18 protein-coding genes and 2 tRNA genes are annotated in these 24,609 nt (G+C 41.6%); 8 read left to right on the top strand and 12 right to left on the bottom strand.

Annotated features, from left to right (window positions below):
* Positions 1-348 precede the first annotated feature (348 nt).
* Positions 349-1,020, top strand: a complete 672-nt coding sequence (locus ACFE90_RS06620; protein WP_375498879.1) for a SnoaL-like polyketide cyclase — start codon at positions 349-351, stop codon at positions 1,018-1,020.
* 136 nt (positions 1,021-1,156) lie between these two features.
* Here ACFE90_RS06620 and ACFE90_RS06625 read toward each other — a convergent pair whose 3' ends face one another.
* The 3 genes from ACFE90_RS06625 to ACFE90_RS06635 are packed head-to-tail and all read right to left on the bottom strand — an operon-like array spanning position 1,157 to position 2,898.
* On the bottom strand, positions 1,157-1,873 hold the full coding sequence (locus ACFE90_RS06625; RefSeq protein ID WP_375498881.1) for a phosphorylase: 717 nt from the start codon (positions 1,871-1,873) through the stop codon (positions 1,157-1,159).
* Positions 1,866-2,717 carry a ferritin-like domain-containing protein gene (locus tag ACFE90_RS06630; RefSeq protein WP_375498883.1) on the bottom strand — a complete coding sequence of 284 codons (852 nt, stop codon included), beginning with the start codon at positions 2,715-2,717 and terminating at the stop codon, positions 1,866-1,868. The genes ACFE90_RS06625 and ACFE90_RS06630 overlap by 8 nt, the downstream gene beginning before the upstream one ends.
* Entirely contained in the window at positions 2,698-2,898 is a 201-nt protein-coding gene (locus tag ACFE90_RS06635) for a hypothetical protein (RefSeq protein ID WP_375498927.1), read from the bottom strand. The genes ACFE90_RS06630 and ACFE90_RS06635 overlap by 20 nt, the downstream gene beginning before the upstream one ends.
* Here ACFE90_RS06635 and ACFE90_RS06640 point away from each other — a divergent pair.
* The 7 genes from ACFE90_RS06640 to ACFE90_RS06670 all read left to right on the top strand — a co-directional run bounded on the left by ACFE90_RS06640 (position 2,868) and on the right by ACFE90_RS06670 (position 12,778).
* Positions 2,868-5,579 carry an efflux RND transporter permease subunit gene (locus ACFE90_RS06640; RefSeq protein WP_375498885.1) on the top strand — a complete coding sequence of 904 codons (2,712 nt, stop codon included), beginning with the start codon at positions 2,868-2,870 and terminating at the stop codon, positions 5,577-5,579. The two genes, ACFE90_RS06635 and ACFE90_RS06640, sit on opposite strands and share 31 nt — an antisense overlap.
* Complete coding sequence (gene hpnA, locus ACFE90_RS06645) at positions 5,579-6,661, top strand: hopanoid-associated sugar epimerase (protein WP_375498887.1); 1,083 nt, start codon at positions 5,579-5,581, stop codon at positions 6,659-6,661. Before ACFE90_RS06640 ends, hpnA begins: the two co-directional genes overlap by 1 nt.
* A gap of 35 nt (positions 6,662-6,696) precedes the next feature.
* The gene (gene hpnH, locus ACFE90_RS06650) at positions 6,697-7,716 is read left to right on the top strand and encodes an adenosyl-hopene transferase HpnH (RefSeq protein ID WP_375498889.1); all 1,020 of its coding nucleotides are present in this window, start codon (positions 6,697-6,699) and stop codon (positions 7,714-7,716) included.
* A 624-nt stretch (positions 7,717-8,340) separates the two neighbouring features.
* Positions 8,341-8,802, top strand: coding sequence for a tRNA (cytidine(34)-2'-O)-methyltransferase (locus ACFE90_RS06655; RefSeq protein ID WP_375498891.1), 462 nt, complete (start codon positions 8,341-8,343; stop codon positions 8,800-8,802).
* A 791-nt stretch (positions 8,803-9,593) separates the two neighbouring features.
* Positions 9,594-11,894, top strand: a complete 2,301-nt coding sequence (locus ACFE90_RS06660; protein ID WP_375498893.1) for a peptidoglycan DD-metalloendopeptidase family protein — start codon at positions 9,594-9,596, stop codon at positions 11,892-11,894.
* A gap of 165 nt (positions 11,895-12,059) precedes the next feature.
* Positions 12,060-12,133 (top strand) — tRNA-Met (locus tag ACFE90_RS06665).
* 444 nt (positions 12,134-12,577) lie between these two features.
* A complete protein-coding gene (locus tag ACFE90_RS06670) occupies positions 12,578-12,778 on the top strand; it encodes a hypothetical protein (protein WP_375498895.1) in 201 nt (66 codons plus the stop codon).
* 385 nt (positions 12,779-13,163) lie between these two features.
* Here ACFE90_RS06670 and ACFE90_RS06675 read toward each other — a convergent pair whose 3' ends face one another.
* The 9 genes from ACFE90_RS06675 to alr form a co-directional block, all read right to left on the bottom strand.
* On the bottom strand, positions 13,164-13,457 hold the full coding sequence (locus ACFE90_RS06675) for a hypothetical protein (protein WP_375498897.1): 294 nt from the start codon (positions 13,455-13,457) through the stop codon (positions 13,164-13,166).
* Positions 13,458-13,626: 169 nt separating this feature from the next.
* Positions 13,627-16,626 carry a response regulator gene (locus tag ACFE90_RS06680; RefSeq protein ID WP_375498899.1) on the bottom strand — a complete coding sequence of 1,000 codons (3,000 nt, stop codon included), beginning with the start codon at positions 16,624-16,626 and terminating at the stop codon, positions 13,627-13,629.
* A 237-nt stretch (positions 16,627-16,863) separates the two neighbouring features.
* Positions 16,864-19,689, bottom strand: a complete 2,826-nt coding sequence (locus ACFE90_RS06685; protein WP_375498901.1) for a methyl-accepting chemotaxis protein — start codon at positions 19,687-19,689, stop codon at positions 16,864-16,866.
* Positions 19,690-19,749: 60 nt separating this feature from the next.
* Positions 19,750-20,247 (bottom strand): chemotaxis protein CheW, encoded by a 498-nt coding sequence (locus ACFE90_RS06690; RefSeq protein ID WP_375498903.1) that lies wholly within the window; start codon positions 20,245-20,247, stop codon positions 19,750-19,752.
* Between the two features lie 4 nt (positions 20,248-20,251).
* A complete protein-coding gene (locus tag ACFE90_RS06695) occupies positions 20,252-20,629 on the bottom strand; it encodes a response regulator transcription factor (protein WP_375498905.1) in 378 nt (125 codons plus the stop codon).
* Positions 20,630-20,733: 104 nt separating this feature from the next.
* Positions 20,734-21,042 carry a four helix bundle protein gene (locus ACFE90_RS06700; protein ID WP_375498907.1) on the bottom strand — a complete coding sequence of 103 codons (309 nt, stop codon included), beginning with the start codon at positions 21,040-21,042 and terminating at the stop codon, positions 20,734-20,736.
* A 45-nt stretch (positions 21,043-21,087) separates the two neighbouring features.
* Positions 21,088-22,155, bottom strand: coding sequence for a response regulator (locus ACFE90_RS06705; protein ID WP_375498909.1), 1,068 nt, complete (start codon positions 22,153-22,155; stop codon positions 21,088-21,090).
* 794 nt (positions 22,156-22,949) lie between these two features.
* Positions 22,950-23,031 (bottom strand) — tRNA-Leu (locus tag ACFE90_RS06710).
* Between the two features lie 175 nt (positions 23,032-23,206).
* Entirely contained in the window at positions 23,207-24,394 is a 1,188-nt protein-coding gene (gene alr, locus ACFE90_RS06715; RefSeq protein ID WP_375498911.1) for an alanine racemase, read from the bottom strand.
* Between the last annotated feature and the right edge of the window lie 215 nt (positions 24,395-24,609).

A 24,609-nucleotide genomic window follows, 5' to 3' on the forward strand; every position in this document is an offset into this window, starting at 1 on the left:
AATACGTAACTGGATTGATTGTTATTCTATTAATATTTATTAGTCTGTCTTCATGTGATATCAAAGCAAATATAAAATTCCGGCTTGAATTCTGAAAGCATACTGAGGCTCAAAACCAGTTTTTGACCCCTTTTTCTTCTCTTCTTGCGATAAATATGGGTTAAGCTTCAAGTCTGGCCAAGCCTAATTTTGTACAGCCTATTAGATAATTGGTATTATTCGGATTTGTGCAAAAAGTCAAGTTTATTGAGCTAATTATAAATATTTTTTACTTTTATATATTTTTTGATTGACTTGTATCTATAAAACTTTATTCTGAAAAACGATGTTTATAGCCAGTCAACTTGTATGAGTAGCGAAAAAACTACAGAATTACCGCTCTGGGTACAAGATAGAGATATAGTCATTGCTCATGATGAAGAAGTACAGTGGCGAGAAGGAAAACGCCCGGATTATTCTTACACCAATGAATTTCTTCATCAAGAGAGTAAATTTCAGCATCCAGAAGGTTCTTTAGAAGCAATCGCACAAAACTTAGTCCGAAATTTTGAGATGGAAGCTTCCAATAAATCTAATCCTCAACAGTGGCTTTCGATTATTACTGATAAGTTTAAGATGAGTACTAATGGAGGACAACAATACACTGCTCAGGATGTCGCAGTCGAAGGCACTTATAATCTCTTCCTGGGTGAGAGTGAGCAATATAGCTCTGAAACAGAAACCTTTGAATCTTCATTTCAGGTTTTTCATAATGCTTTTCCTAATGGCTTCCTTTGGGAATTAACAGAAGTCCTTTCGGGGCCACCTAATGTTACTTTTAAGTGGCGGCATTGGGGAACATTTAATGGTTCTTATAAAGACTATACACCCACAGGGGAAACAATAGAAATCGTAGGAGTTAGTATTGCTCGCGTGAGTGATGATTTGAAGATTGAATCTTTAGAGCATTATTTTGATAATAATGTTTTTCTTCAAAAATTAACCGCAGGGGGTTGTCCCTTCCATTCCCAAAAGCAGTAGCCCTGGCAGCTAGAAGTCGTACTAGCTTGACTAGACGAGACAAAACCCGCCTCCGCAGGTTAACAAACCTTTGATTTTGTGTAGTCCACGGAGGTGGATTTTGTTTATGTAGTAGCGACTTCTAGTCGCTTAATACTTATTCCAGTTTATTGCCAGAAAAGAGGCGATTTGTAACTTGCTCTAACACCTTTAATGCAGTTAACGAACCTCGAATCAGCCGAGTCGCAGCAAGGGGCTGTCGAAGCATTCCCATTGCTAAAGGGAAAGGATTTAGGGAGCCATCAGAGTTAATTGCTGGTGTGAGATCGGGGATATTGTGCTGACAATCGTCGCTGACTACTCGCAGCATTGCCACTACAACTCCCGCCGCATTGAAAAACTCTAGGGCGGTAAATCCTTCCATGTCAACAACATCAGCCGCCAAAGTCTCACCTAAACGGCGTTTTTCGGCAGCAGACCAAATTACGCGATCGCTTGTCAGTGACTTGACTAGATTTGGTGGAGAGTGAGGAGAGACGCTATTAATCGCGTCTGTACTGAGTGCTGAGTGTAATTGTGCTGTGAAAGTGCGATCGCATTCTTGCCGTTTTTCCTGATAAACACAATCTTGATACAGGACAATATCACCAACTGTATAGCGATCGCTCAAGCTGCCACAGATACCCATAATCAGCACTCTGGATGGAGCTAAAAATTGTCCTTGTTGTAGGTATTTAAGTAAAGGCTTCGTCCCAACAGGTATAGCTACTACTGTTGGGATGGAACCAGTAACGCCGCTTAATCCGCGACAGACAGCTTTATATTCTGCTCCCTGAGGTACCAGAATTGTGGTGATGGGCAAAAAATTAGGCACTAGCCCTCTCGACAGTTTCAAGTTTACGTTTGGGTATTAACTCAAGGATGCGGAGGGCGATACTGGCAAGTCTGGGTAGTAATTGCGGTTGGAGTAGTTGCGGATCATACTTGCTCATGTGGCGCTGATTTTCTGATAGACAAATGCTGAGAAATTTTTCGATTGTGAGGTCTTTGATAAAGATGTCAGTACCGGTGACGGCGAAGCCTGTCTTACTGGGGTCATCATTGCCAAAGACGGCAATCAAATTGCTGAGTGCCTTACCGTAGTGCCAGAGGGTTTTGATACTCCGCAGAGGGGTAAATCCCTGGACACGATGAATTTGTGTATAGGTACAGTTGACAAAAAAGACAATATGGCGTGTTTCTTCGTCTATGATCGGATCAAAGATTGTGAAGATTGACTCTGGAAACACATTAGTTTCACGAGCGATCGCAAATAGCCCATAAGCAAAGAAGGTATCCAGGCACTCTTCAAAGCCAAAGCGCGTAAAGATTGGCTCAATATTTTGGGGAACTTCAATAGGTTGACGTTCTGGTATTTGGATATCGTAACGGTCGATTAATGTTTGAAGTAGGCGGGCGTGGCGTAATTCTTCTTTACCTTGGAGAGCGATCGTCTTTTGTAAAATAGGGTCATTCACCATTACTGCGTAACCACTAACTATTGCTCCGGCTTGTCGCTCTGCATCCAAAGCTTTATCCCAGAAGGGAATACTGCGTAGCAAAGTTAAGGCTGTATCGTCCAAATCTGGCCATGGCAGATTCTCAGGCTCGTATTCCCTGTAGCTTTCCATAAAGCTCTGGCAGAATAATTCCTTATGCTCAACAGAACCAAGTTTCATCTTTGAAGTTTCCTTTTGTATTAAAGATTGGGTCATATCTGAGTGACAATAAGTAATATTGCTGTTTAGTAATAACCAAAACTCGCAAACCGAAGGTGATTGCTGTAGCATGACTAAATAATTGTGTCACCCACACGATAATTTTCCAAGATGGTAAAGCTTCATAACTCCAAATCCGCACGAGAAGTCTTCAATATTTCTAAATTGGCGATTCAATTTTCGTGGCTGACAGTGAGTTTTTGGATTGCCGTAACAGTAGCTGGTGTTCTGGCTTTCAGTTCCCTCAAGTATGCCTTGTTTCCAGATATTACATTTCCAGTGGTGGTTGTGAATGCTACAGCCCCCCTGACAACTGCCCTGGATACAGAGGCGAAGCTCACCCAACCTTTAGAAGAACGCCTCCGCTCCCTAGAAGGACTGGAGAATATTCGCTCATCCACTTATCCTAGTCAAACAGCCGTTGCCCTTTCTTTCGCCGTTGGGACGAATTTAGAAACATCGACCAAAGAAGTTGAAACTGCCCTCAAGCAGTTGACTCTACCTCAAGGGGCGACTTCTAAAATTATTCCCCTGAATTTAAATGAGTCAGCCGCGATTAGTTATGCCATTGAGAGTCCCACGCGGAATCTTACAGATTTGACAAAGTTGGCGAAAGACGAGATTGTGAGTGCGATCGCTAAACTTCCAGGAGTTCTAAAAGTCTCACTGTTGGGTGGCGCTACTGTAACTCCCCTAAATCCATTGAATGCGAGTGCATCTATCCCTCAAGCAGGGGCAACATTAGTCCGATTTAACGGGCAAGATGCACTCGCATTTCAGGTAATCAAACGTGGTAGCGCTAACACCTTGGAAGTGGTGAGTCGAGTTGAAAAAGAAGTCCAAAGGCTGCGGTCTAGTCTGAAGGATGTCAAACTAACTTTAGCTTCTACTCAAGCAGAATATATCCGTCAAGCCACTCAGTCAACAATTGATGCGCTGATGGAAGCAGTCTTGTTGTCAATAGTAGTAATTTTTCCTTTTTTGTGGAATTGGCGAGCCACCCTAATTTCTGCCTTGGCGATTCCTACGTCTTTGTTGGCGACGTTTATCGTCATGGCGATTTTCGGCTTTAACCTAGAAACAATTACCCTGCTGGCTTTAGCTTTGGTGATTGGTAGTATTGTTGATGATGCGATCGTTGATGTGGAAAACATCATGCGACACGTAGAAGATGGGGAAACTCCTCGCCAAGCAGCGCTTTTAGCTACAAATGAGATTGGGTTGACAGTCACCGCCGCCACTTTGACAGCAGTAGCGGTTTTTCTGCCCATAGGTTTGATGGGTGGGGTGATCGGTCAGTTTTTCAAGCCTTTCGGCATCACTGTTTCAGCCGCGATGCTTGCTTCTATGCTAGTTGCTCGGACTTTATCTCCAGTTCTAGCTATCTACTGGCTGAAACCTAAATCCTCGCTCTCCCCGCGTCGAGAAGCAAGAATCTGGGTAGCGTTTACCCAATTTTACAGAAACTTGCTGAGTTGGTCTTTGAATCACCGCAAGATAGTTATCGGGTTAGCTGTACTCAGCTTCATCGCAGGTATAGCACTGATTCCACTAATTCCCAAAGGCTTTATTCCTAAACTTGATCGCGGCGAATTTAATATTGCTTATACGGCTCCTTTGCCGAGTATTTCTAGTGGACTAGAAGGGCAGAGGATAAACCCAAATACCCAATCTCCACTCCCTAGTACAGACGCGATTAATCGCGTCTCTCCCAACTCCCCACTCCCCATTCCCAATCCTTTAAATGATTCTCTTGAGGTTGCAAAGAAATTAGAAGAGGTTGTAAGAAAATCATCGGCAGTTGAAACGGTATTTACCACTGTTGGTTCCCGTGAGGGTGAGCCGAACAAAGGGATACTATATGTAAAGCTTAAAAAAGATCGCACAAACACTACTGCGGAACTACAAGACCAATTCCGCTCCTCATTACCTACTCTTTCTGGGGTAACTACTAGTGTCGAAGATATTCAATTTGTTGATTCTGGCGGTCAAAAACCCCTCCAGATAGCTTTACGCGGTAATGATCTCCAAGCCTTAAGCAAAGCAGTCAAAGCAATTAAAGAGAGAATTCAGAGACAACCGGGATTCGCTGATGTCACAGTTACAGGTGAAACAAATCCACAGGGTACAGTTTTTCAAATCGAGCGTCTGAATAATCAACGGGTGGCCTATGTCAGTGCTAATCTTGGCAAGGATTTATCCTTGGGTGATGCTACTGACAAAGTGGTAGCTGAAGCTAAGGCGGTGTTACCTCCTAATGTTTCCTTAAATTTAGGAGGAGATTCTGCTAGCCAAGGAAAAGTTTTTAGCAGTTTTGGCAGTACTTTAGCTCTATCTGCCCTGTGTATTGTCATTGTACTAATTTTGCTGTTCAAAAGCTGGGTAGACCCTCTGGTGATTGGTGTCTCTTTGCCTTTAGCGCTAGTGGGGGCAATGTTGGCGTTACTAATCACCAAAAGCGATTTTGGCATGATTTCACTGATCGGCTTCGTGTTTTTGCTGGGGTTGGCAAATAAAAATGCCATTTTGCTGGTGGATTACATCAATCAGTTACGCAACGCTGGCTTAGATCGCACCGAGGCAATCCTCAACACAGGATTAGTGCGCCTCAGACCAATTATGATGACCACTGCCTCCACTATTTTAGGGATGCTACCGATCGCATTAGGTTTTGGTGCTGGTTCGGAATTGCGATCGCCTATGGCTGTAGCGATCGCAGGTGGACTGGTGACTTCAACTATCCTCAGTTTGATAGTTGTGCCGGTAGTCTACGCCATTTTGGATGATTGGTTTCCCCGATTTCAGACGAGGGAGAGAAATTGATGCAAGTTTTTGTCACTGGGGGTACGGGCTTTATTGGTGCCCACTTGGTACGGTTGTTGCTGCAACAGGGATATGATGTCAAAGCCCTAGTCCGTTCAAGCAGCAATTTGGAGAATCTACGCGGTTTGGAGGTGGAAATTGTCAAAGGCGATTTGAACGATCCAAATCTCTGGCAACAGATGAGAGGTTGTCAATATCTATTTCATGTGGCAGCCCATTATTCACTGTGGCAAACAGACCGGGAGTTACTCTACCATAACAATGTCCTGGGTACGCGCAATGTGTTGGCAGCAGCCCGCAAAGCTGGCATTGAGCGCACCGTTTATACCAGTTCAGTAGCGGCAATTGGGGTAGGATCATTTGGTCAAGTCGTCGATGAGACACATCAGAGTCCCTTAGAAAAGTTGGTGAGTGACTACAAAAAGTCTAAGTTTCTCGCTGAACAAGAAGCCATACAAGCCTTTGCTAAAGGTCAGGAGGTAGTTATAGTCAATCCCAGCAGCCCAATTGGCTCGTTGGATATCAAACCTACCCCGACAGGTGATATAATCCTGCGGTTTTTGCGACGGCAAATGCCCTTTTACTTAGATACTGGTTTGAATTTTATCGATGTGCGGGATGTAGCATGGGGGCATTTACTGGCTTTGCAGCGAGGTAAATCAGGCGATCGCTATATCTTAGGTCATCAAAACCTAAGCCTCAAGGAACTACTCGAACAACTAGCCGATATAACAGGTCTAAGCGCGCCTCAACGAACAATACCCGCTTGGCTCCCTCTTAGTGTTGCCTGGGTTGATGAAAACATTCTCGCACCCTTGGGAAAATCGCCCTCAGTGCCATTGGATGGTGTTCGGATGGCGAAACAACCTATGTATTACGATGCCGCCAAGGCTGTACGAGAGTTAGGTCTACCTCAATCTCCGTTAAAGGTGGCACTTAAGGATGCTGTAGATTGGTTTGTTGCTCAGGGGTATGTTAATCCCTCTGGGGAATTCAAAATTCAAAATGACGCTCGCGGACTCGCTAACGCTGCGCTAACAAAATTCAAAATTAAAGACCCCACAGATAAATCTTGGGGTTGAGAACGTGGTGTTTTCATCAACAGAGGAGTAATAGAATGGCAGTTAATTTACAACAAGCTATGGATATTGGGAAGTATCTTATTACCCAGCGTTTGAAAGGACGTAAACGCTTCCCCTTAGTATTGATGTTGGAACCTCTTTTTCGGTGTAATCTAGCCTGTACTGGTTGTGGTAAAATCCAACATCCAAAGGAAATTTTAAAGCAAAATCTTACCCCAGAACAGTGCTTTGCCGCAGTAGAAGAGTGTGGCGCACCAGTTGTCTCAATTCCTGGGGGAGAACCGCTTCTACATCCCCAGATTGATGACATTGTTCAGGGATTAATTGAGCGCAAGAAATATATTTACTTATGTACCAATGGCTTGTTATTAGAAAAGAGCCTGGATAAGTTTCAACCTTCTCCTTACCTGACTTTTAGTGTGCATTTAGATGGGATGCGGGAGTTGCACGATCAGTGTGTTGATCGCAAAGGTGTTTTTGATATTGCTGTCAAAGCCATTCGTGCCGCTAAAGCTAAAGGCTTTCGTGTCACCACTAACACCACTATCTTTGAGGGTACTGAACCCAAAGATATGCAAGAGTTCTTCGACTTTCTGGAAACGCTAAATACTGACGGGATGATGATTTCTCCCGGTTACAGTTACGAGTGGGCACCAGATCAAGATCATTTTCTCCACCGAGAACAAACACGCACCCTCTTCCGGCAAATTCTGGCTCCCTATAAAGCTGGTGAAAAAAACTGGAACTTCAATCACAATCCACTGTTCTTAGATTTTCTCACTGGTGAAAAGGACTACGAATGCACGCCTTGGGGTAGCCCAAGTTATAGCGTTCTCGGCTGGCAAAAACCTTGCTATCTGCTAAACGAAGGTTATTACTCTACCTTCAAGGAATTACTGGCACAAACTGACTGGAGTCAATACGGCCGGGCTAGTGGTAATCCCAAGTGTGCCGATTGCATGGTTCACTGCGGCTACGAACCTACCGCCGCAATGGATGCAATGCAACCGCAAAATATGGCGCGTGCCCTTGGCAGTGTGTTTGGCAGGGGCTAGTAGGCTGTTTCATTAATTTTGAGGGGGTTGAGAAACGAACCGCATAGACGCAAAGCCTTTTCCCGCAAAGGAAGAAAAGTTTAGAATAAGTTCACCCATCATATTTAATGCAATAGACCACTAATTTAACAGACTACTAGTATAGTAGGCGCGGAAATAAACATACCATTTCTAATGGCGCAAGAAGCTCGGAATACAATTATGCGTGACCTTTGACCGTCGCTTCTCTACCAGACGCTGTGCGTAGCTTGCTTCGACCTAGGAGTATGCTCCAATTAAAAATTGAAAATGTAAAACTAAGAATTGAGAAAAATTCCTAAATTTTTAATTTTTAATTCCCCGAACGCGAACAGCGTCTCCAAGGGATGGTGTTAACTTCTGCCTTACGGTACTAGCCCTAAAGGACAAAAGCCCTTTCTCTTTCTACACAAAACTTAATATTTACTGATTTTAATTAAATATCCTTTTAGACATTGCTCTGGGAGCGTTTGGGCTTCGTTTTAAAAATCTAATTACTGAAGGATGCTTGATTATTATTAACAAAACCTATGAATCGCCTCTACCCTTTGGTAGATTTAACATTGACAAGAAATTTTTTTATACAATACGTAGATTATACGGTCAATGCCCCAGGTAGTTTTAGTTAACCCACAAATTCCTCCTAATACAGGTAATATTGCCCGTACTTGTGCTGCTACGGGTACAGAGTTGCATTTGGTGGGGCCTTTGGGATTTGAAATTAGCGATCGCTACCTCAAAAGAGCAGGATTGGATTACTGGCCTTACGTTAAACTGCACTATCATGAATCGCTAGAAGCCTTTAAAACCGTACATCAGCAGCGTGGAGGCAGATGGTTGGGTTTTAGTGTCGGTGGAAATTGTAATTACGTCAGCTTTCAGTTTCAACCAGATGATTGGTTGCTGTTTGGTAGTGAAACTACCGGCTTACCACCAGCAATTCTGTCAGATTGCGATGCTACTCTGTATATTCCCATGAGCCAACCGGGGGTTCGCAGCTTGAATCTTTCAGTGAGTGTAGCAATTAGCTTATTTGAAACCCGTCGTCAGTTAGGCTATCTACAATAGTTATTTACCTTCATAGTCATAAGTAAACATACTTATAAAATTTCTAGGTATCTATTAAACTAACGATTTGTGGCAGTAAAAGTTTTCTTGATTACTGCAATAATATGTAAAACAAGATACCTAAAATTAGTTTTTTTCCGAAATTGTAGTGGAAGATACTTACAAGGATAGGAAGGTTATTATAAGAAATTTGTATATAAAAGTTGGGATATTGCCAAATTTGAATGATAGATTTTGATGAATCTGAAGCATCCTAAATTGGGGGTAAAAAGAGCTAAATTCAGTCACATTAAACATTTGAGCCATTTTAGTTCGAGCAAGGTTATAAAGTAGCCCCAAAGTAGCCGATAGATCATACGGTTGTTTTTTAGGGAATAATCAACGTAAAGTCTCGTGTTGAGAAGACTGATTGGGTAGAAATATCTTGAAGATATCTACAGTGGGGGGCATCACTTTTCCAGAAGTCGCAGCAATTTAATTCTCGGCAGCGACTATGGACTTGGCAAATAGTTTGTCCAGTCCCCGCGATTGACGCAAGACAATGGCGGACAATGGTAAAAAGTAAAACGTCCTAAATGGTGTGAGGAGTGGTTCGGACAAGTAAACACAGCAAAATTTAAATTTTGCTAATACGTGTGAACTTGTTTAAATCAGAGAAGCAGGTTAATCTTGCGTAAGCATCTCTGGTGAATGCGATCTTGATCTATCATTCGTTGTGATCTAAATCATTTACTAGTATCCAACTGAAAAATCGAGGTCAGTTAAGCGCTAGTGATCATAGGAGGTCGTCTTTGAAACGAGCATTGAAAAAGAGAGTGAAAGCTGTGTTGAACAATAACCCCAGCAGCGATGATGCCCCGGTAGAACTGCTAAATGTGATAAATCCAAAAGTTAACCGCCGGGTGCGGACAAAAGCCGCCATGATTGGCTTGGCAATCTCTATGGGAGCAACCAGCCTTTTGGTGACTCGACAAAGCGATCAAGCCCAAGCAGCAGTACCTGTAGGTAGCCAAAAGGCAACTTCAACGATTCCTGCTGTTCCTGACACTGAGGTGAAATTCGCCTCCACAAAGCTGGAGTCCCAAGCAGTCTCATCAGCGAGCGTGCCGGAAAATCCTGTTATCGTGGAACCAACGGCAGTCTCACAAGTGCCTGGGCTTGAAGCTAAATGGCAAGTCGCGGCAAAGGGAATGTCTTTGCAAGTTCCTGCATCAGAAAGGTTTTCCCAAGGAACAGCAGTTTATAAAAATTCCACTTACCTGAACCCCCAAGTGGCACAGGGATTAAACAATACCTTAGCTGAGACTAGTTTCCCAACAGTTAATAATCTGTCTGAGTCTAGTGCTAATGGTGCTGGTATTGCAAATGCATCACTAACTGCCCAGCCACAAATAGTGGCAACGTCAACCGCAGCCAACAGTGAAATAAATGCACAACTTAAGGCGCAACAAGAGTTCGCACTGAATCGTTTACAAGAAAAATCGAACCGTTTAAGAAACAGTCTGGCACAGTTGCGGTCTGGGGAAACTAAAGATTTATCACAAGCTGATATGGGGTTGGCTGCGCCAACAACTGTAGTTGAGAAGACCGTATTAGCCCAGTTGGACACTTCTGGCGATGCAAGCAAAGCGAACTTGATATCGAAGTTAAAACAGAAGACACAGACGACTGCACTAAAACCACCAGTTGCACCAACAGTTATTGCGTCCTCGACTCGAACAGCCTACGAAGTTAAGCCTGGAGATACACTAGCAGCGATCGCCAGCAGATATAACACTTCCGTATCAGAACTAGTTAAGGCAAATAACCTCAATAATCCAAATGAACTGAAAATTAGTCAACAACTAATTATTCCTGCTGTTCAAATTGAGGCAACTGTAGCAAGTAACCCCACTGTAGCGAGTACTACTTTTGTAGAGTCCAGCAAAGCTCCGAAAGTAGACAACTCCCCTATAATTATTGGTAGTGCCAACTCATATTTACCTAGTTCACAATCACCAGCTATTGCCGACAACAGTAACATTACCGTCCCTACACCGGTAACTGTTCAGATTCAGGCAAATAGTGCGACCGACTTAGAAACAGCCCCTACCCCTACTTCTTATGGCGTCGGTGGTGAAAATCAAGTGCCACAAACTTTTGCCGAAATGCAACAGTTTAAAGCACCAACAAATAGGGTAGCAAGGGTCAACAATAACAACAATGACCGTTTGCGGAGCTTACAAGCGGAAATTCAGAGGTTACAGCAGAAATATCGCACTCAACAGTCTGGGAACTCAGTTGTGTCAACAGCAGCTTCTGAAACTAATAGTGCTGCAATGCTCGCTCCTATTTCTACCCCTAATAATTTCACTGTACCCAATGCGGCTCGACCCAATAGTGTAGCAATCCAAATTCCAGTTCCTACACCGATTCGGAGTAACTATAGCGTTCAGCCAATTAAGCCCCAATTCCGTACTTCTGTACGCCCTAGTGAGGTAGTAAACCCAGAGTTCTTACCTAATCTAGGGTCTGCTAGTAAATGGACTCCCTCTCGCACTCCAGTAGCCGTAAAGGTTGCAACACCTTCAGTAAGAGTAAATGCTTCTGACTCCTTAGGAATGATGCGGGGAAGGACTGTTTCTCCACAGGTAATACCACCTTTGGCAGCAGTTGACCAATATCTGCCCAGACCCATTGATGAACTAACGCCTCCTCCATCTACTTCAACCTTAGCTTACACCTGGCCAGCAAAGGGCACTCTCACTTCTGGCTTTGGTATGCGCTGGGGAAGACCGCACAAAGGAATTGATATTGCTAACTCCACTGGCACACCAGTTGTTGCCTCAGCTGAGGGTACGATAGAAAAAGCTGGCTGGAACAACGGTGGCTACGGCAACCTCGTTGAAATCCGCCATCCTGATGGCAGCACGACTCGCTATGCTCATAACAGCAAAATTCTGGTACAACCTGGTCAGCAAGTGCATCAAGGAGAAACAATTGCTTTAATGGGTACTACTGGTCACAGCACTGGCCCACACAGCCACTTTGAAATTCATCCAGGAGGTAAAGAAGCTGTTAACCCAATAGCCTTCCTACCCCAACGCGTGTAATTCCTGGCTATCTGTAACGAAATTATTGCCTTGTTAGTTGAGGGAGGTAAACTCCCTCTTTTCCTTTCTATTGCCTCAAAAGGGATGAAAGCTGTAAAAAATTGCAAAAAAGGTTAGCCTTGAGCAAATTTATATGCTATATTAGTTAATGATTTGGAAAGACATGGCTCAGTAGCTCAGTTGGTTAGAGCACGGGACTCATAAGCCTGGGGTCGTTGGTTCAACTCCGACCTGAGCCACTTTAAAAGTTATAAGTAAAGCGATAAGTGGACTTGAGTGTATATTCACAAATTAGATGTCGCCGTTCACAAATTAATGTCGTTTTTCACTAATTTTTGACGAATATGGTAAGCAGCGATCGCTAAATCTGGCGCTTTTTCTTGAGGACTATCTCGAATAGGTTGTGGGCCTTGTTCTATAGAAATGTTTGCCTTAGCTGCTTGGCTCTGAATACATCCGATTAATCTGTTGTAGCTCCAACATTTGAAATTGGTTTTCGCTTGTCTAGTTACTATTAAAGCAATAGCGTTACTACAAAATCTTCAAAATTCGCCACAATTAAGGTAAATAGAGTTATTACAGATTGAAAGTTTTCAGCAGAAAGTAGTATGGCAAAGCGGTAGACAACAAAATTGAGCAATCAGATAATTGTTAGAGTGAACGATGAGACAAAGGAAGCTTTTATGAAGAAAGCTAATGCTGAGGGCAAGACAGCCTCAGAATTGATCATGGGATGGATTCGTTCTTACATGCCTGAAGAACTTCAAGAAACTCCAGACTTAGCCAAAATGCAAGCGGACTTGGAGAATCTAAAACAACAAGTTTACTTTTCTTCACACAGTTTGCTTTTATCGTGCCGACTTATTTATATAAGTTTTGCTTAAGCGTTGTTAACGAAAGCATAAGCGTTGCTACAAATAGATAAGCATTCGTTACGAAACAACTTAATTGATAAGTTTTGCTTAAGCTGTAGTAATGATTGCATAAGCGTTCTGAACGAAACAACTTGTGTTGTTAACGAACAGACAAGCATTCTGAACGAAACAACTTGTGTTATTAACGAACAGACAAACGTTCTGAACGAAACAACTTGTGTTGTTAACGATCGCACAAGTTTTCGTTACCAACAGACAAGCGTTCTGAACGAAACAAGTTGTGTTGGTAACGAACGGACAAGCTGTGGTAACGACAACTTCTGTGTTGATAAGGAATGGACAAGCTGTTGTTACTAACGGACAAATATTTGTAACGTCGCTGCCGCAAAAGTACTTAAATTATTCTTGTAAAAAGGATTTTCTTTAAGCTTTGCATTGCACGAGTAACAAAATTATGCTGATGCCAAGCTTTATAAAAATCCTGGTAATGTATATTCTGGGCACATTTCCAGGCTAAATTATAGTATTTATCATCTAATGACCAATAACCACTTAAAGCTTTGACTACCGCAATGTGATGCTGATTATCCTGTAGAATTTTTCCTAATACTAATTTTGTATAAAGATGTACCAAATTTAGAAAGGAACGAACCCCAGAGACACAGAGAACACAGAGGAGAAAAAGCAAGGTTAAAAAATTCAGCGCAGCTTCATAAAGAAATGATATAACATAACCCAGTTTTTTATTTTGTCTGTGTAGCCGCGACTTCTAGTGGCCAAGATACTATAAAACAAACGGTGCGTTACGCCAAAGGCCAACGCACCCTACGAAAATATATCAAACTAATTATGAATTATCAATTAGACGCGCCCTTTTCTGCTACAGTACGAATTATTTCCTCCAGCGTTTGGAGTAATTCTTGCTCGTTGTAAGGCTTAGAAAAGTAAGCCCGCGCCCCCAATTGCATAGCTAGTTGTCGATGTTTATTACTACTACGAGAAGTCAGCATTGCAACTGGAATATTTTTTGTATCAACGTCTGAATTTACCTTACCTAAAAAGCCATAACCATCAAGGCGAGGCATTTCAATATCACAAATAACCGCCTCTACTCTCAATCCACTATGTAGTTTTTCTAAGGCATCTTGACCATCTTTAGCTTGCTCTACTTGATACCCTCCTTTTTCAAGGGTCAGCGCTAAAAAGCGGCGAACATTAATTGAGTCATCTACAATCAAAATTGTGCCTTTCTGTTTAACAGAAGCTGCTGATATTTTGTCTTCATCAAATATGAGGAATGGTGTCTTTAACCTTGCTGATGGTAATTGAGTACCTTTAGGAGTCCGCCGATTTGTAGCAATCCAATACAGCAACTCATTAACATTGACTAATGGCACTACTCGACCATCACCGAGAATTGTGCAGTTGCTGAAGCCTTCAGGTAAAGGTATATTTCCCTCCACTTGGCGAATAGCAACTTCCTGTTCACCCCAGCAACGGTCTATTTGGATCGCTACTGGCTGATTATTACCTTTGACTACTAAGACGCTGTTTGCATTAATTGCTGCCGGAGTTTCTAACTCTGAGCGATCATAGCGCAGACAATTAAACTCTAAATATTGAGTCAAGCGAATCAGTGGTAGCATGTTTCCTTGCCAATTTAGGACTTCGCTACCTGCCATTTGGAAAACTCGCTCGTCTTGGAGTAAGGATATTTCTGAAATGACATCTGTGGGAAATGCCAATAGCATTTTGTTGATTTCTACCAGCAAAACTCGTGCAACGGAAAGGGTGAATGGTAGTGATAAGGTGAAGGTAGTACCAACTCCTGGTTCCGTATCAACTTTCACATCTCCTCGAATCAGTTTGAGGTTGTTACGAACCACATCCATACCGACACCGCGACCAGATAATGCTGTGACTTGCTCGGAGGTGGTAAAACCTGGTTCAAAAATTAGTGATAACAGTTCTTCATCACTAGCATTAGCGAGTAGAGAAGCATCCAATCCCATAGCTAAAGCGCGGGTGCGAATTTTCTCTAGAGAAATGCCCCAACCATCATCACGGATAGTAATCAGGGTGCGATTGCTGCGGTGAGTAGCTGTAATTTCAATCAATCCTTGTTCTGGTTTACCCAAAAGGCGGCGGGTGCTAGAGTCTTCGATACCATGATCGAAAGCGTTTCTTAAGAGATGCATTAAAGGTTCGTTTAATGCTTCTAAAATGCTACGTTCAATTAAAGTGTTGCCACCTTCAATTTTTAACTGGACATTTTTCCCATACTCTACATTTAAATCGCGTAAGGCTCTGGGAAAACGTTCAATTAAATCAGACAGAGGCCTCATTCGGATGTGATTTAGCTTTGTTTGTAACTGTTTGGATGTTTTATTTATTTTACGAGCAATTTGGTCTGTATCATCTACACTGAGTTGAACGTCAGTTGTTACTTCTTGTACCTGAACAATGGTTTCCATAACTTCCTGCGATCGCAGGTTTAAATCGTTATAACGATCCATTTCTAAAGTATCAAATTCTCTCTCTATGCCTTGTGTTTGTTGGCTATTTTCAACTTGCACCTGCACCTCAGATTGAGTAGAAATTTTGTCATAAGCGATACGTAATTCCTGGTTTTCGCGGTCGAGAACTTGGACTCGCTGATTTAAGTTCCGAACGAGTTTGCGTAATCTTTCTAGTTGCGAATTTAACCCATTTCGCTGAACAATCAGTTCGCCAAATAAATCATTAATTTGCTCTAGTTGTTTGCTGGGAACTCGGACGCTATTTTCATGAGTTTCCCGCTCTTTAGCAACGCCATGCTCCCCTTTACCTTCGCCCAATTTGGCATCTGGAGGATTATTTTCTTTAGAGAATATTGTATTATGCTCTGTGACATTGACAGCATTAACATCATCGGCAAATTCTACATCTACAAATGTAAAACTAGCAGCGATTGCTTCATGATTAATCCAATTTTCTTTAGTGTTTTCTGGTTGCCAAACAGATGTTGAGACTACTTCTGTGTCTGTGGCGATATGTGGTATTATTTCTGCTGGTAATAGTGGCTGAGATTGCGTATAACTAGTATTTAAGTCAAGTTCTGTAGGCAAGTTATCTAATTGATTTGTCAGCACCAAAGCTTGCGATCGCCGCCATGCTTGCAATGCTAACCGGGCAATTTCGGGAATGCGCGAACTAGTAACAGTTTCCAATTGCTGCGTTACTGACTCACAAAGCTTGGTAAAAGCTACCAACTGGAGCATTTCACCCAAACCGCCCAATTCTGCTGCCATTATGACAACTTCTTCATGCAATCCGGGCTGTTTGCTATCTGCCAATATAGATTCTAGGCGTTGCAAACACTCTTCTACTTCTGTGCCAAATAACAAGGGGATAACGTCTTGGCCATCTTCTGGGGATAGCATAGTTGAGGCATCTTCAGGGGTGGGGTCACCCAAGCGATCGTGCAACTCATCAAAAATTGGATAACAAAAGGTTGCTAACCACTGATCTTCGACAACATTTCCTTCTGCAAGCAATTCTACAATCTGACGCAGCCAGTCAACTCCAGATAGCAATAAACTTTGCAACTGAGTATCAATTTCGAGAGAATTTTTTTTAGTTTTTAAAACTTTAAAAGAATCTTCCAGACGATGAGCTAAATCACTTAGGGATCTAAATCCCATCATCCCCGCGCCACCTTTGATAGAATGAGCGGCTCGGAGTGCAGCATTAATTTTATCCAAATCAATGCGGTTACTAGTATCGATTTCTAGTAATACTCCTTCTAAGGTATTTAAGTAATCAGTTGCTTCTTCCAGAAACTGCATCTGGATTTCTAGTTCTTTGTCTTGTAACATAGTTTTTGTCCTTAGTCATTGCTCATTGGTGAGCCAGTGCGGTCTTGGGGGTTTCCCCCATGAGCAACTGGCGTTAGCGCAGCGTTAGCGAGGCACGAGCGTCACCCGAAGGGTCATTAGTCATTAGTCATTGGTAAAAGGACAAAGGACAAATGACAACCGACAAATAACAAAAGTCATTCGTCATTGATCACTAGCAAATAGCAAAGGACAAATGACAAATGACAAATGACAAATTTAACTAACTTTGAAAGCCTCGACAGTCTCTTGTAACTGATGGGAAATCTCTACAGTTTGTTGCAGAGATTCGGAAACTTGACGAGAAGAATCGCTGGTGCGTTGTGATACAGCAGCGATATCTTTCATCAATTGGCTAACACTTTGTGATGTTTCAACCTGAGATGCAGTTGCAGTGGAAATCGATTGCACTAAGGAGTCAATTTCACGCGATACATCCAAAATTTCACTCAGACTTTGTTTAGCCTCCTCTACAATTCGAGTTCCTTCTACCACTTGGGTAGTGCCTATTTCCATCGCTAGTACCACTTCACTGGTTTCTCGTTGAATGTTTTCAACAATTTGTTCAATTTCTTGGGTTGCTGCGGCACTTCTAACTGCTAGTTCACCGACTTCTTCAACCACTACGGCAAAACCTTGACCTTCTTCACCCGCACGCGCTGCTTCAATACCGGCGTTAATGGCTAGTAAATTAGTTTGAATAGCAATTTGGTTAATCAAGGAAACCACGCGAGAAATTTGTTGCGAAGATTCTCCCAAACGTTTCACTTTCTTAGCAGTTTCACCCACAGTTTTCCGCAAAGACAGGATGTTTTGTACTGTTAAATCCATCGCGTGTCCACTCTTAGTAGCGGTGTGAGCCGCATGATTGGCAACGAAAGCAGCTTTTTCGGCACTTTCGGCTACACCTTTCATGGATAGGGTCATTTGGTCAACAGCATCGAGGGTGCGATTGATTTCGGCAGCTTGGGTGAGTGCTTCCTCTGCTAAGTGGCGGATGGCTCCTTCGTTAGAGCCAATGGCAGTATTAACGTGGGTGGCAGCTTCTTGAACTTGGGTAACAATATCCCGCAGGCTTTCTACAATGGAGTTGAAAAAGTCGGCAACAGTGCCTATTTCCCCAGCTGTCACGTCTGCACGTACTGTCAAGTCGCCTCTGGCTGCACCTTCTACCTCATTGAGCAGTTGTAAAAGTTGCTGTTGCAGTGTTTCTTGTTGATGCATTTCGTCGCCAGAACCGATTATTGCAACATTCCTAGATTGTATCTCTTCTAATAACTTGGCTTGTTCTAAGGCATAGCCGATTTGAGTTGCTATCTGTTGAAACAAGTCAATTTCCGGCTGTTGCCAAACACGAGGAGTTTCGCACTGATGAGCAATTAATAAGGATAAAAGCTGTCCTTGGGCAAGAATTGATACGATCAAATTACCTTTGACAGCAAATTTTTCCAAAAGTTGGACGTAACCGACGGCATTTTTCAAGCTTTGGTCTTGATGAATGTTTGCAATTGCTTGCACCTGTCCATACTGAGCAGTTTCTACATAACGTTCCCGAAAATAAGGATCGTCAATTTTCACTCCAAGCATTTCCGGCCAATTATCAGTTACCGATTCAGCAACGACAACGCCATTCCCAGTATTTTGATTTAGACTATAAATGATTACCCGGTCTGTTTTTAGCGATCGCTGAACTTCTTTTACTGCTGCTTGATAAATATCTTCAGTTTTGAGAATTTTCCGAATTCGTAGGGTAATATCTGTTAGTAATTTTGCCCCTTCAACGTCCAGTTCTTGTTCTTTAACTAAGACCTGCAATTGTTCGGCCATCTGGTTGATGTTTGCACTCAATACTCCTAATTCGTCTTCTCTTTCGATTTCCAGACGGGTATTAAATTTACCTTGACCAAGCTTTGCTAATGCCGCAGTCGCATTTAAAATTGGCTGTGTAGTAAGTTTAGCTAACCGAGATGCGATCGCAGCCACAATCAATGCTGTAACTGCTGTGCCAATGCCTATAATCCACAACAATTGTCTTTGCGGCTCAAATACAATTGCTGTGTCTGTTGATAAAAGTACTTGCCAGTTTAAATCTGGTAAGCCATCTAACTTAGTGGCTGGTACGTAGCTGACTAGTTCTTCTTTTTTGTAAGTTTTGGGAACTTCTATAAAACTATCTACCTTATTAGCTGCTACCAGTTTAGGTAAACTAGAATACTCTCCCTTTGCCTCTTTCCCTAACAATTCCTTTTGTGGACTCAAGAAAACTGTTCCCGAAGCATCGAGCAAATGGTATTGTTGCCCATTGACTACGTAGTTTTTGATGACTTCTTCTAAAGATTTTACGGGCATACGTGCCCTTACCACACCAATGGTTTGACCCGTCCTTATCTCTTTCACAGGTGCAGCTATATAAATACTCACTACATCAGTATTTTTTGCTGCTTCAGGTTTACTGATGATAGGAGTATCTTTTTGTAAAGCCTCTTGAAAGTAGGTACGGTCTTTTTGGTTGTCTAGGGGTTCGCCTGTGGATTGGACAATCAATTTACCTTGGCGATTAAAAACAGCAACGCTGTCATAAGCTTTGTAGGCTTCGATAACTCCATCTAAGATTGCTTGTTTATCTTGATTAGTGATACTTACACTAGCCTGGGGACTTGTCAAAAAAAGTAAACTTGATATTACCTGAATATCACCGTAGCGCCCCAACATGAAACGGTTAACTTTATCACTTAAGCCAATGGCTTCAGCTTGTTGAGACTGGGTAATTTGCTTAGTAATTGATTTGTTGGCAAAGCTAAAAGCGATCGCGCCGATGCCCAATACTGGTATTGTACCGATTGCGATCGCTAAAATAGTCGCTTTCTTAGCCAATCCGAATTTTGTAAAAGAGGCAATAGCCTGATTTAGTAAAGAATTATTAGCCGTTTCACTAGTAGTCTTAGCTGGTAACTTTATGACACTACCATTTATTTTTTTGGATGAAATCAATGATGCTCGTTTTTGAGCGCCACTACCTTGATTTGTATTGGTTTTATTAAACATAAAAGTAATTCTCCTAACTATGTGAATAAGAACACTAAAAATCCTTTTTAGTAATACACCCTAATCACTGCGGAGAATAGAAGACTGCACAATTGCCTGAGCATCTAATACCAGTAATATTTCTTCTTGTTGCACAACGCACCCACATAAATAAGGAACTAAACTGGATGCTACTTGTCCGATAGGAGAATGAATATCATCAGGGATAAACTTAGTCGTACCTTTTATTTCTTGCACAACTAAACCCAACGCCAATGATTCCACCAGGATAACGATCACACTGTACTGTCGCAGTCGATAATCTAGGGATTCTAAATTAAGCATTCTTGGCAAATCAACAACCCAAATTATCCGACTCCGCCAATTCATTAATCCTAATATACAGGAAGGCATATTAGGCATTGAGGTTACAAATTCAATTGGTACAATAATTGCTTCTTGCGTATGTTTCATTGATAAAACAGCAGCAGTCTGTTGATTTAGCTGAAACTTCAGATAACCGTCTGCTAAATTATTTTGGGTTTCTTTTGAAGGAAGTGTAATGTTTATACTAGTCATTGATTTAAATTACCACTGATTTAATAGTACTTAGCAGAAGTTCGCGGGTGTAAGGTTTAGTTATGTAAGCATCTGCACCTTGTCTCATCGCCCATAAACGGTCAATTTCTTGGTTTTTAGAACTACAAATTACAATTGGCACTTTTGCAGTAATCGGATTTCTTCTCAGATAACGACACAATTCAAATCCGCTCATTTCTGGCATTACTACATCAGTAACAATCGCATCTGGTTTTTCTAATACAGCTTTTTCTAAACCCTCTTTTGCACCACTTGCTTTAATTACGTTGTAACCACTTTCTTTCAGATAATGGCTCATCAATTCCAATTCACTGGGAGAATCTTCTACAATCAGAATTGTGCCAAGTAAAGTCAGACTCACTATTAAATCTCCTAAAAAAATAAATTAAACATATTAGAATTCAGGAGTCAAGAATCAGAATTTAGAATGGAATTAGCATAACTTTTCAGTAGTTTACTAACTTATTAAATTTTAAGTTTTAATTCCGAAGTCACACCATATTCCAAATCATTTGAAAGAATTAGATAATAACGACATTCTTCTAAAGAACCTTGTACAATGTTTAAAAAACGTCTTTTATCTGCTAATTCTTTTTTCTTAAATCCCTCTGCTATATTTGCTGGTACATAAATTGCTGCCCGTCTAAATTGAGAGGTAAGCCCATATATTTCTGATTTATGAAAGCGAGCAGTAAATGGGTACACTAATAAAATAAATTGATGTGCTTTCTGCCAAACTATCAAATTTTGAAATGTCTTCGCTGGCTGTCTCATTTCTTCTGACTCCTGAATTCTGACTCCTGAATTCTGACTCCTAAATTAACTAAGATGTTTGAAAACCATTTTTAGCAGTTCTGATTGTGTAAAAGGCTTAGTCAAATATCCTGATGATCTGACTATTTTTGCCTTTGCCCTGTCGATAAATCCTGTTCTACCAGTCACCATAATAATAGGCGTATGTTTAAAAGCTGAATGTTTCCGTAATAAAGAACATAGCTCGTAACCATCTAAACTTGGCATTTCAACATCTAGCAATATCAGGTCGGGTTTACTCCGAAGAATTTGCATTAAAGCCTTTACAGGATCGTTGATCATCACAACTGAAAATGTGTTTTCATCCAAAAAGTGTTTAATAGAATTCAAAACTGTTTGGCTGTCGTCAATGCAGGCAATTGTATATAGTTTTTTACCAGCAGGTAGCTGAGTATTTTTCTTGTTTTCAGGAATATCAAAATTGATTGGTATCGGTAACTTTTGGCCAAGTTTTATTTGCAGTTGTGGCTGAACTTGAGACGGTTGTATTTTAGACAAAACTTGGGAACCCCCACCAGCCGGAACTGATGACTGGATATTTTGCCGATTTCGTAATTGCTTTTGACAGTGTTCAACAAGTAATCGCAAATCCAGGCGACAGAACTTTGGTAATTCATCCAAAGAGCTTTCTGGGCTGAATTCATAGCTACCTTCTTTTAAACATAGAAATGATTCCAGTACTTCCTTTGCTAATTCGTCTATCAGGCTTGCTGCTTGCACAGAAGTAATATAATCCTGATTTACTAACCAACAAATAGCTTGGTAATCTGCATTTGGTATTGATTGGTGTTCATTCTTCGTCTCAAACATCAGCCGCATCTGCACACGAGCGGCGCTGTTAAGAGCAGGAATTTGCTGGCTCAAGCGCCGCAAGTGACTGTCAAGCCGCTCAAACAGTTTATCTGAATAGGAGGCATAAGTAAGTTTACCGTCCTCTAGATAAATTGACCAAGAAACTATTCCAGTAAATATATTTAAGCACCCTGTAGCACGCCGACTAGTTAATTGTGCCAACAGAGATAGCGGATGTAGTTTCTGGAACAACCTGTAGCTACCTATAGGAGTTGTGCTCATTTTGCTTTTACTTCAGTTAAATTCGATACGTGTAAGCTAAATTCGTACAGAGTTATTCCATAATTGAGATCAAGTAAAAAGCATCAAACTTTTGGATTTTCAAGTACATCAGCTTATTTCTAGATTTAGTGGTGAAACTCAACGAAGACAGCATTATTTTGAAATGATCAAATCTCAGTAAATTCGTAAATTATTATTAATTTACTTACTGTTACTGAGATTTACAGACATCTTTGGACAATTAAGACATAAAAATGTCAAGACTAGATGAAGCCACTTTCCATTGAGTAACCCCAATCTGACCACGGGAATAATACTGATTTTGTAGATAGTGATATATTTGAACTTCTGTATTTACACTGAAGTTAGATTTAGTCTTTAATCAGATAAGCAGTATATGAAGCTACTTTGCGTCGAGTAACTTCAACTTGACCACAGTAATAATACTGATTTATTGATAATAATAAATTGATCTTTTAATATTCACACTTAAAAACGTAGATACAACGGAATACAAAACTTATCTTTTGTAGCGACAGCTTAACGCAGCGAAAGCACTCGAAATGGTACGTTAGGGACATAACGCACTTTACCTACGAAAATAGTAGGTTATTAAATCCATATTTTTTATATTTGAACAGAACTCTGCTAATGACAAGCTTTTTAAGGGCAGGATTTCTGATGTGTAAGTCCTATTTAGGCAATGCAATATTTAAATATGCTGGCAATTAACCTTGAAATTTCAACTCAAGTTTAAGCACCAGCCTAGATAAGGCAATTCAATTTATTAATAGTGCGGATGAAAGGACTTGAACCTTCACTCCTTTCGGAACTAGAACCTAAATCTAGCGCGTCTGCCAATTCCGCCACATCCGCATCAGCTTACTATCATACCATAAGAAATTATTTTTGGGAATAGGGAATGAGGAAGCAGGGGAAGCAGGGGTAGATAAAGAACTACTTATTGCTGGGGGCAAGGGGGAGAATAAAAAATTACCTCTTTCCCCTCTGCTCCCTGCTCCCTGCCCCTCTGCTTCTTCTCCATGCCCAATTACATAACCGCAACACGAGGCAGACGATGCTTAAACCCACAGAGAATTTCCCAAGAAATAGTGTTTAGTTGTTCTGCCCAATCGTCTGCTGAAATTTTTTCTTTTCCCTGTTCCCCTAGCAAGGTGACTACTTCCCCTTCTTGGATATTGGGTATAGCACTCACATCCAGCATCAACTGATCCATTGTAATTGCCCCGATTTGCGAAACTCGCTGACCGCGAATTAACACCTGCATTTTGTTGGAAAGATTACGAGGCACACCGTCAGCGTAGCCAATTCCTACGACGGCGAGGCAAAGTTCACGCGGGGCAATAAATTTATGCCCGTAACTAACAGCTGTTCCTGGGGCAATTGTTTTAACTTGGGTGACTCTTGCCTTAAGTTGCAAAACCGACTTGAGATCAATCGCGTTTTGTAAATGGGTTGCTGGGTAGAGTCCATAAACAGCTAAACCTATTCGCACAATGTCGTAGTGCAATGCCGGATTTGTAAGTGCAGCAGCTGAGTTTGCCAAGTGCAAGCAAGGTGGTTCAATTCCCATTGCTTTGATTTGAGCGATCGCTTCCTCAAATCGTCTATGCTGTTCTTCCATTGCCGTAGTATCAGGATCATCTGCTGTTGCCAAATGAGAATAAATACTGGCAATAGATAGATGTGGTAAGCGCTGCACTAATTGCACAAATTCACCAGCTTGCTGCCAATTAGTTCCCAACCTAGACATTCCCGTGTCTAATTTGATGTGTACGGGCACTGGAGAACCATAATTCATGGATTCTAGGATATCGGAAAATACTAAAGCTTGTTTAGGGCTACAGAGTGTGGGCTGAAGTTTCCAATGTGCGATCGCATGAATCTGCTCTGGTGTATGAGTTGCTCCTAAAATCAAAATGGGCGCTTGAATCCCGCCTTCTCGCAATTGAATCGCTTCTGGAACTGTAGCGACTCCCAGCCAACTAGCTCCCGATTCTATTGCAGTTTGGGCGACTGTTACCGCTCCATGTCCATAAGCATCAGCTTTTACTACTGCCATCAACTCAGTACGCGGCGATAAAAACTGCACCAATTGCTGTACATTGTACGACAACGCCCCTAAGTCAATTTCTACCCAGGCTCGTTGCGAAAACCACGCGTAGGTGTCGCACTGCTGATTAGGAACTACACCAGGGATTTGTTTGCGACTTAACATTTGTACTGACTCCTATGCCACCACGGCTAAACTTCCAAGTTATCTATACACGCTTACTAAAGCGAGATCAGATTAAATAGGAAGTGTAACCTTCATATTGGAATTGATACAAGATATTGCGGTAGTAAAGTAAAAATTAAGAATTATCAGTTGGGATCAAAGGCAGAGACGCTCCCCACTTCTCAACTTCTAACTCATAACTTAATTGCCGAATT

It is taken from the genome of uncultured Nostoc sp., assembly GCF_964245445.1.
Lineage (GTDB): Bacteria > Cyanobacteriota > Cyanobacteriia > Cyanobacteriales > Nostocaceae > Nostoc.

Bases quoted from the DNA above. Each gene is read 5' to 3' on its own strand.
- ACFE90_RS06620 (WP_375498879.1), top strand. From the start codon at position 349: ATGAGTAGCGAAAAAACTACAGAATTACCGCTCTGGGTACAAGATAGA.
- ACFE90_RS06630 (WP_375498883.1), bottom strand. From the start codon at position 2,717: ATGAAACTTGGTTCTGTTGAGCATAAGGAATTATTCTGCCAGAGCTTT.
- ACFE90_RS06640 (WP_375498885.1), top strand. From the start codon at position 2,868: ATGGTAAAGCTTCATAACTCCAAATCCGCACGAGAAGTCTTCAATATT.
- hpnA (WP_375498887.1), top strand. From the start codon at position 5,579: ATGCAAGTTTTTGTCACTGGGGGTACGGGCTTTATTGGTGCCCACTTG.
- hpnH (WP_375498889.1), top strand. From the start codon at position 6,697: ATGGCAGTTAATTTACAACAAGCTATGGATATTGGGAAGTATCTTATT.
- ACFE90_RS06655 (WP_375498891.1), top strand. From the start codon at position 8,341: ATGCCCCAGGTAGTTTTAGTTAACCCACAAATTCCTCCTAATACAGGT.
- ACFE90_RS06670 (WP_375498895.1), top strand. From the start codon at position 12,578: ATGAAGAAAGCTAATGCTGAGGGCAAGACAGCCTCAGAATTGATCATG.
- ACFE90_RS06680 (WP_375498899.1), bottom strand. From the start codon at position 16,626: ATGTTACAAGACAAAGAACTAGAAATCCAGATGCAGTTTCTGGAAGAA.
- ACFE90_RS06685 (WP_375498901.1), bottom strand. From the start codon at position 19,689: ATGTTTAATAAAACCAATACAAATCAAGGTAGTGGCGCTCAAAAACGA.
- ACFE90_RS06690 (WP_375498903.1), bottom strand. From the start codon at position 20,247: ATGACTAGTATAAACATTACACTTCCTTCAAAAGAAACCCAAAATAAT.
- ACFE90_RS06700 (WP_375498907.1), bottom strand. From the start codon at position 21,042: ATGAGACAGCCAGCGAAGACATTTCAAAATTTGATAGTTTGGCAGAAA.
- ACFE90_RS06705 (WP_375498909.1), bottom strand. From the start codon at position 22,155: ATGAGCACAACTCCTATAGGTAGCTACAGGTTGTTCCAGAAACTACAT.
- alr (WP_375498911.1), bottom strand. From the start codon at position 24,394: ATGTTAAGTCGCAAACAAATCCCTGGTGTAGTTCCTAATCAGCAGTGC.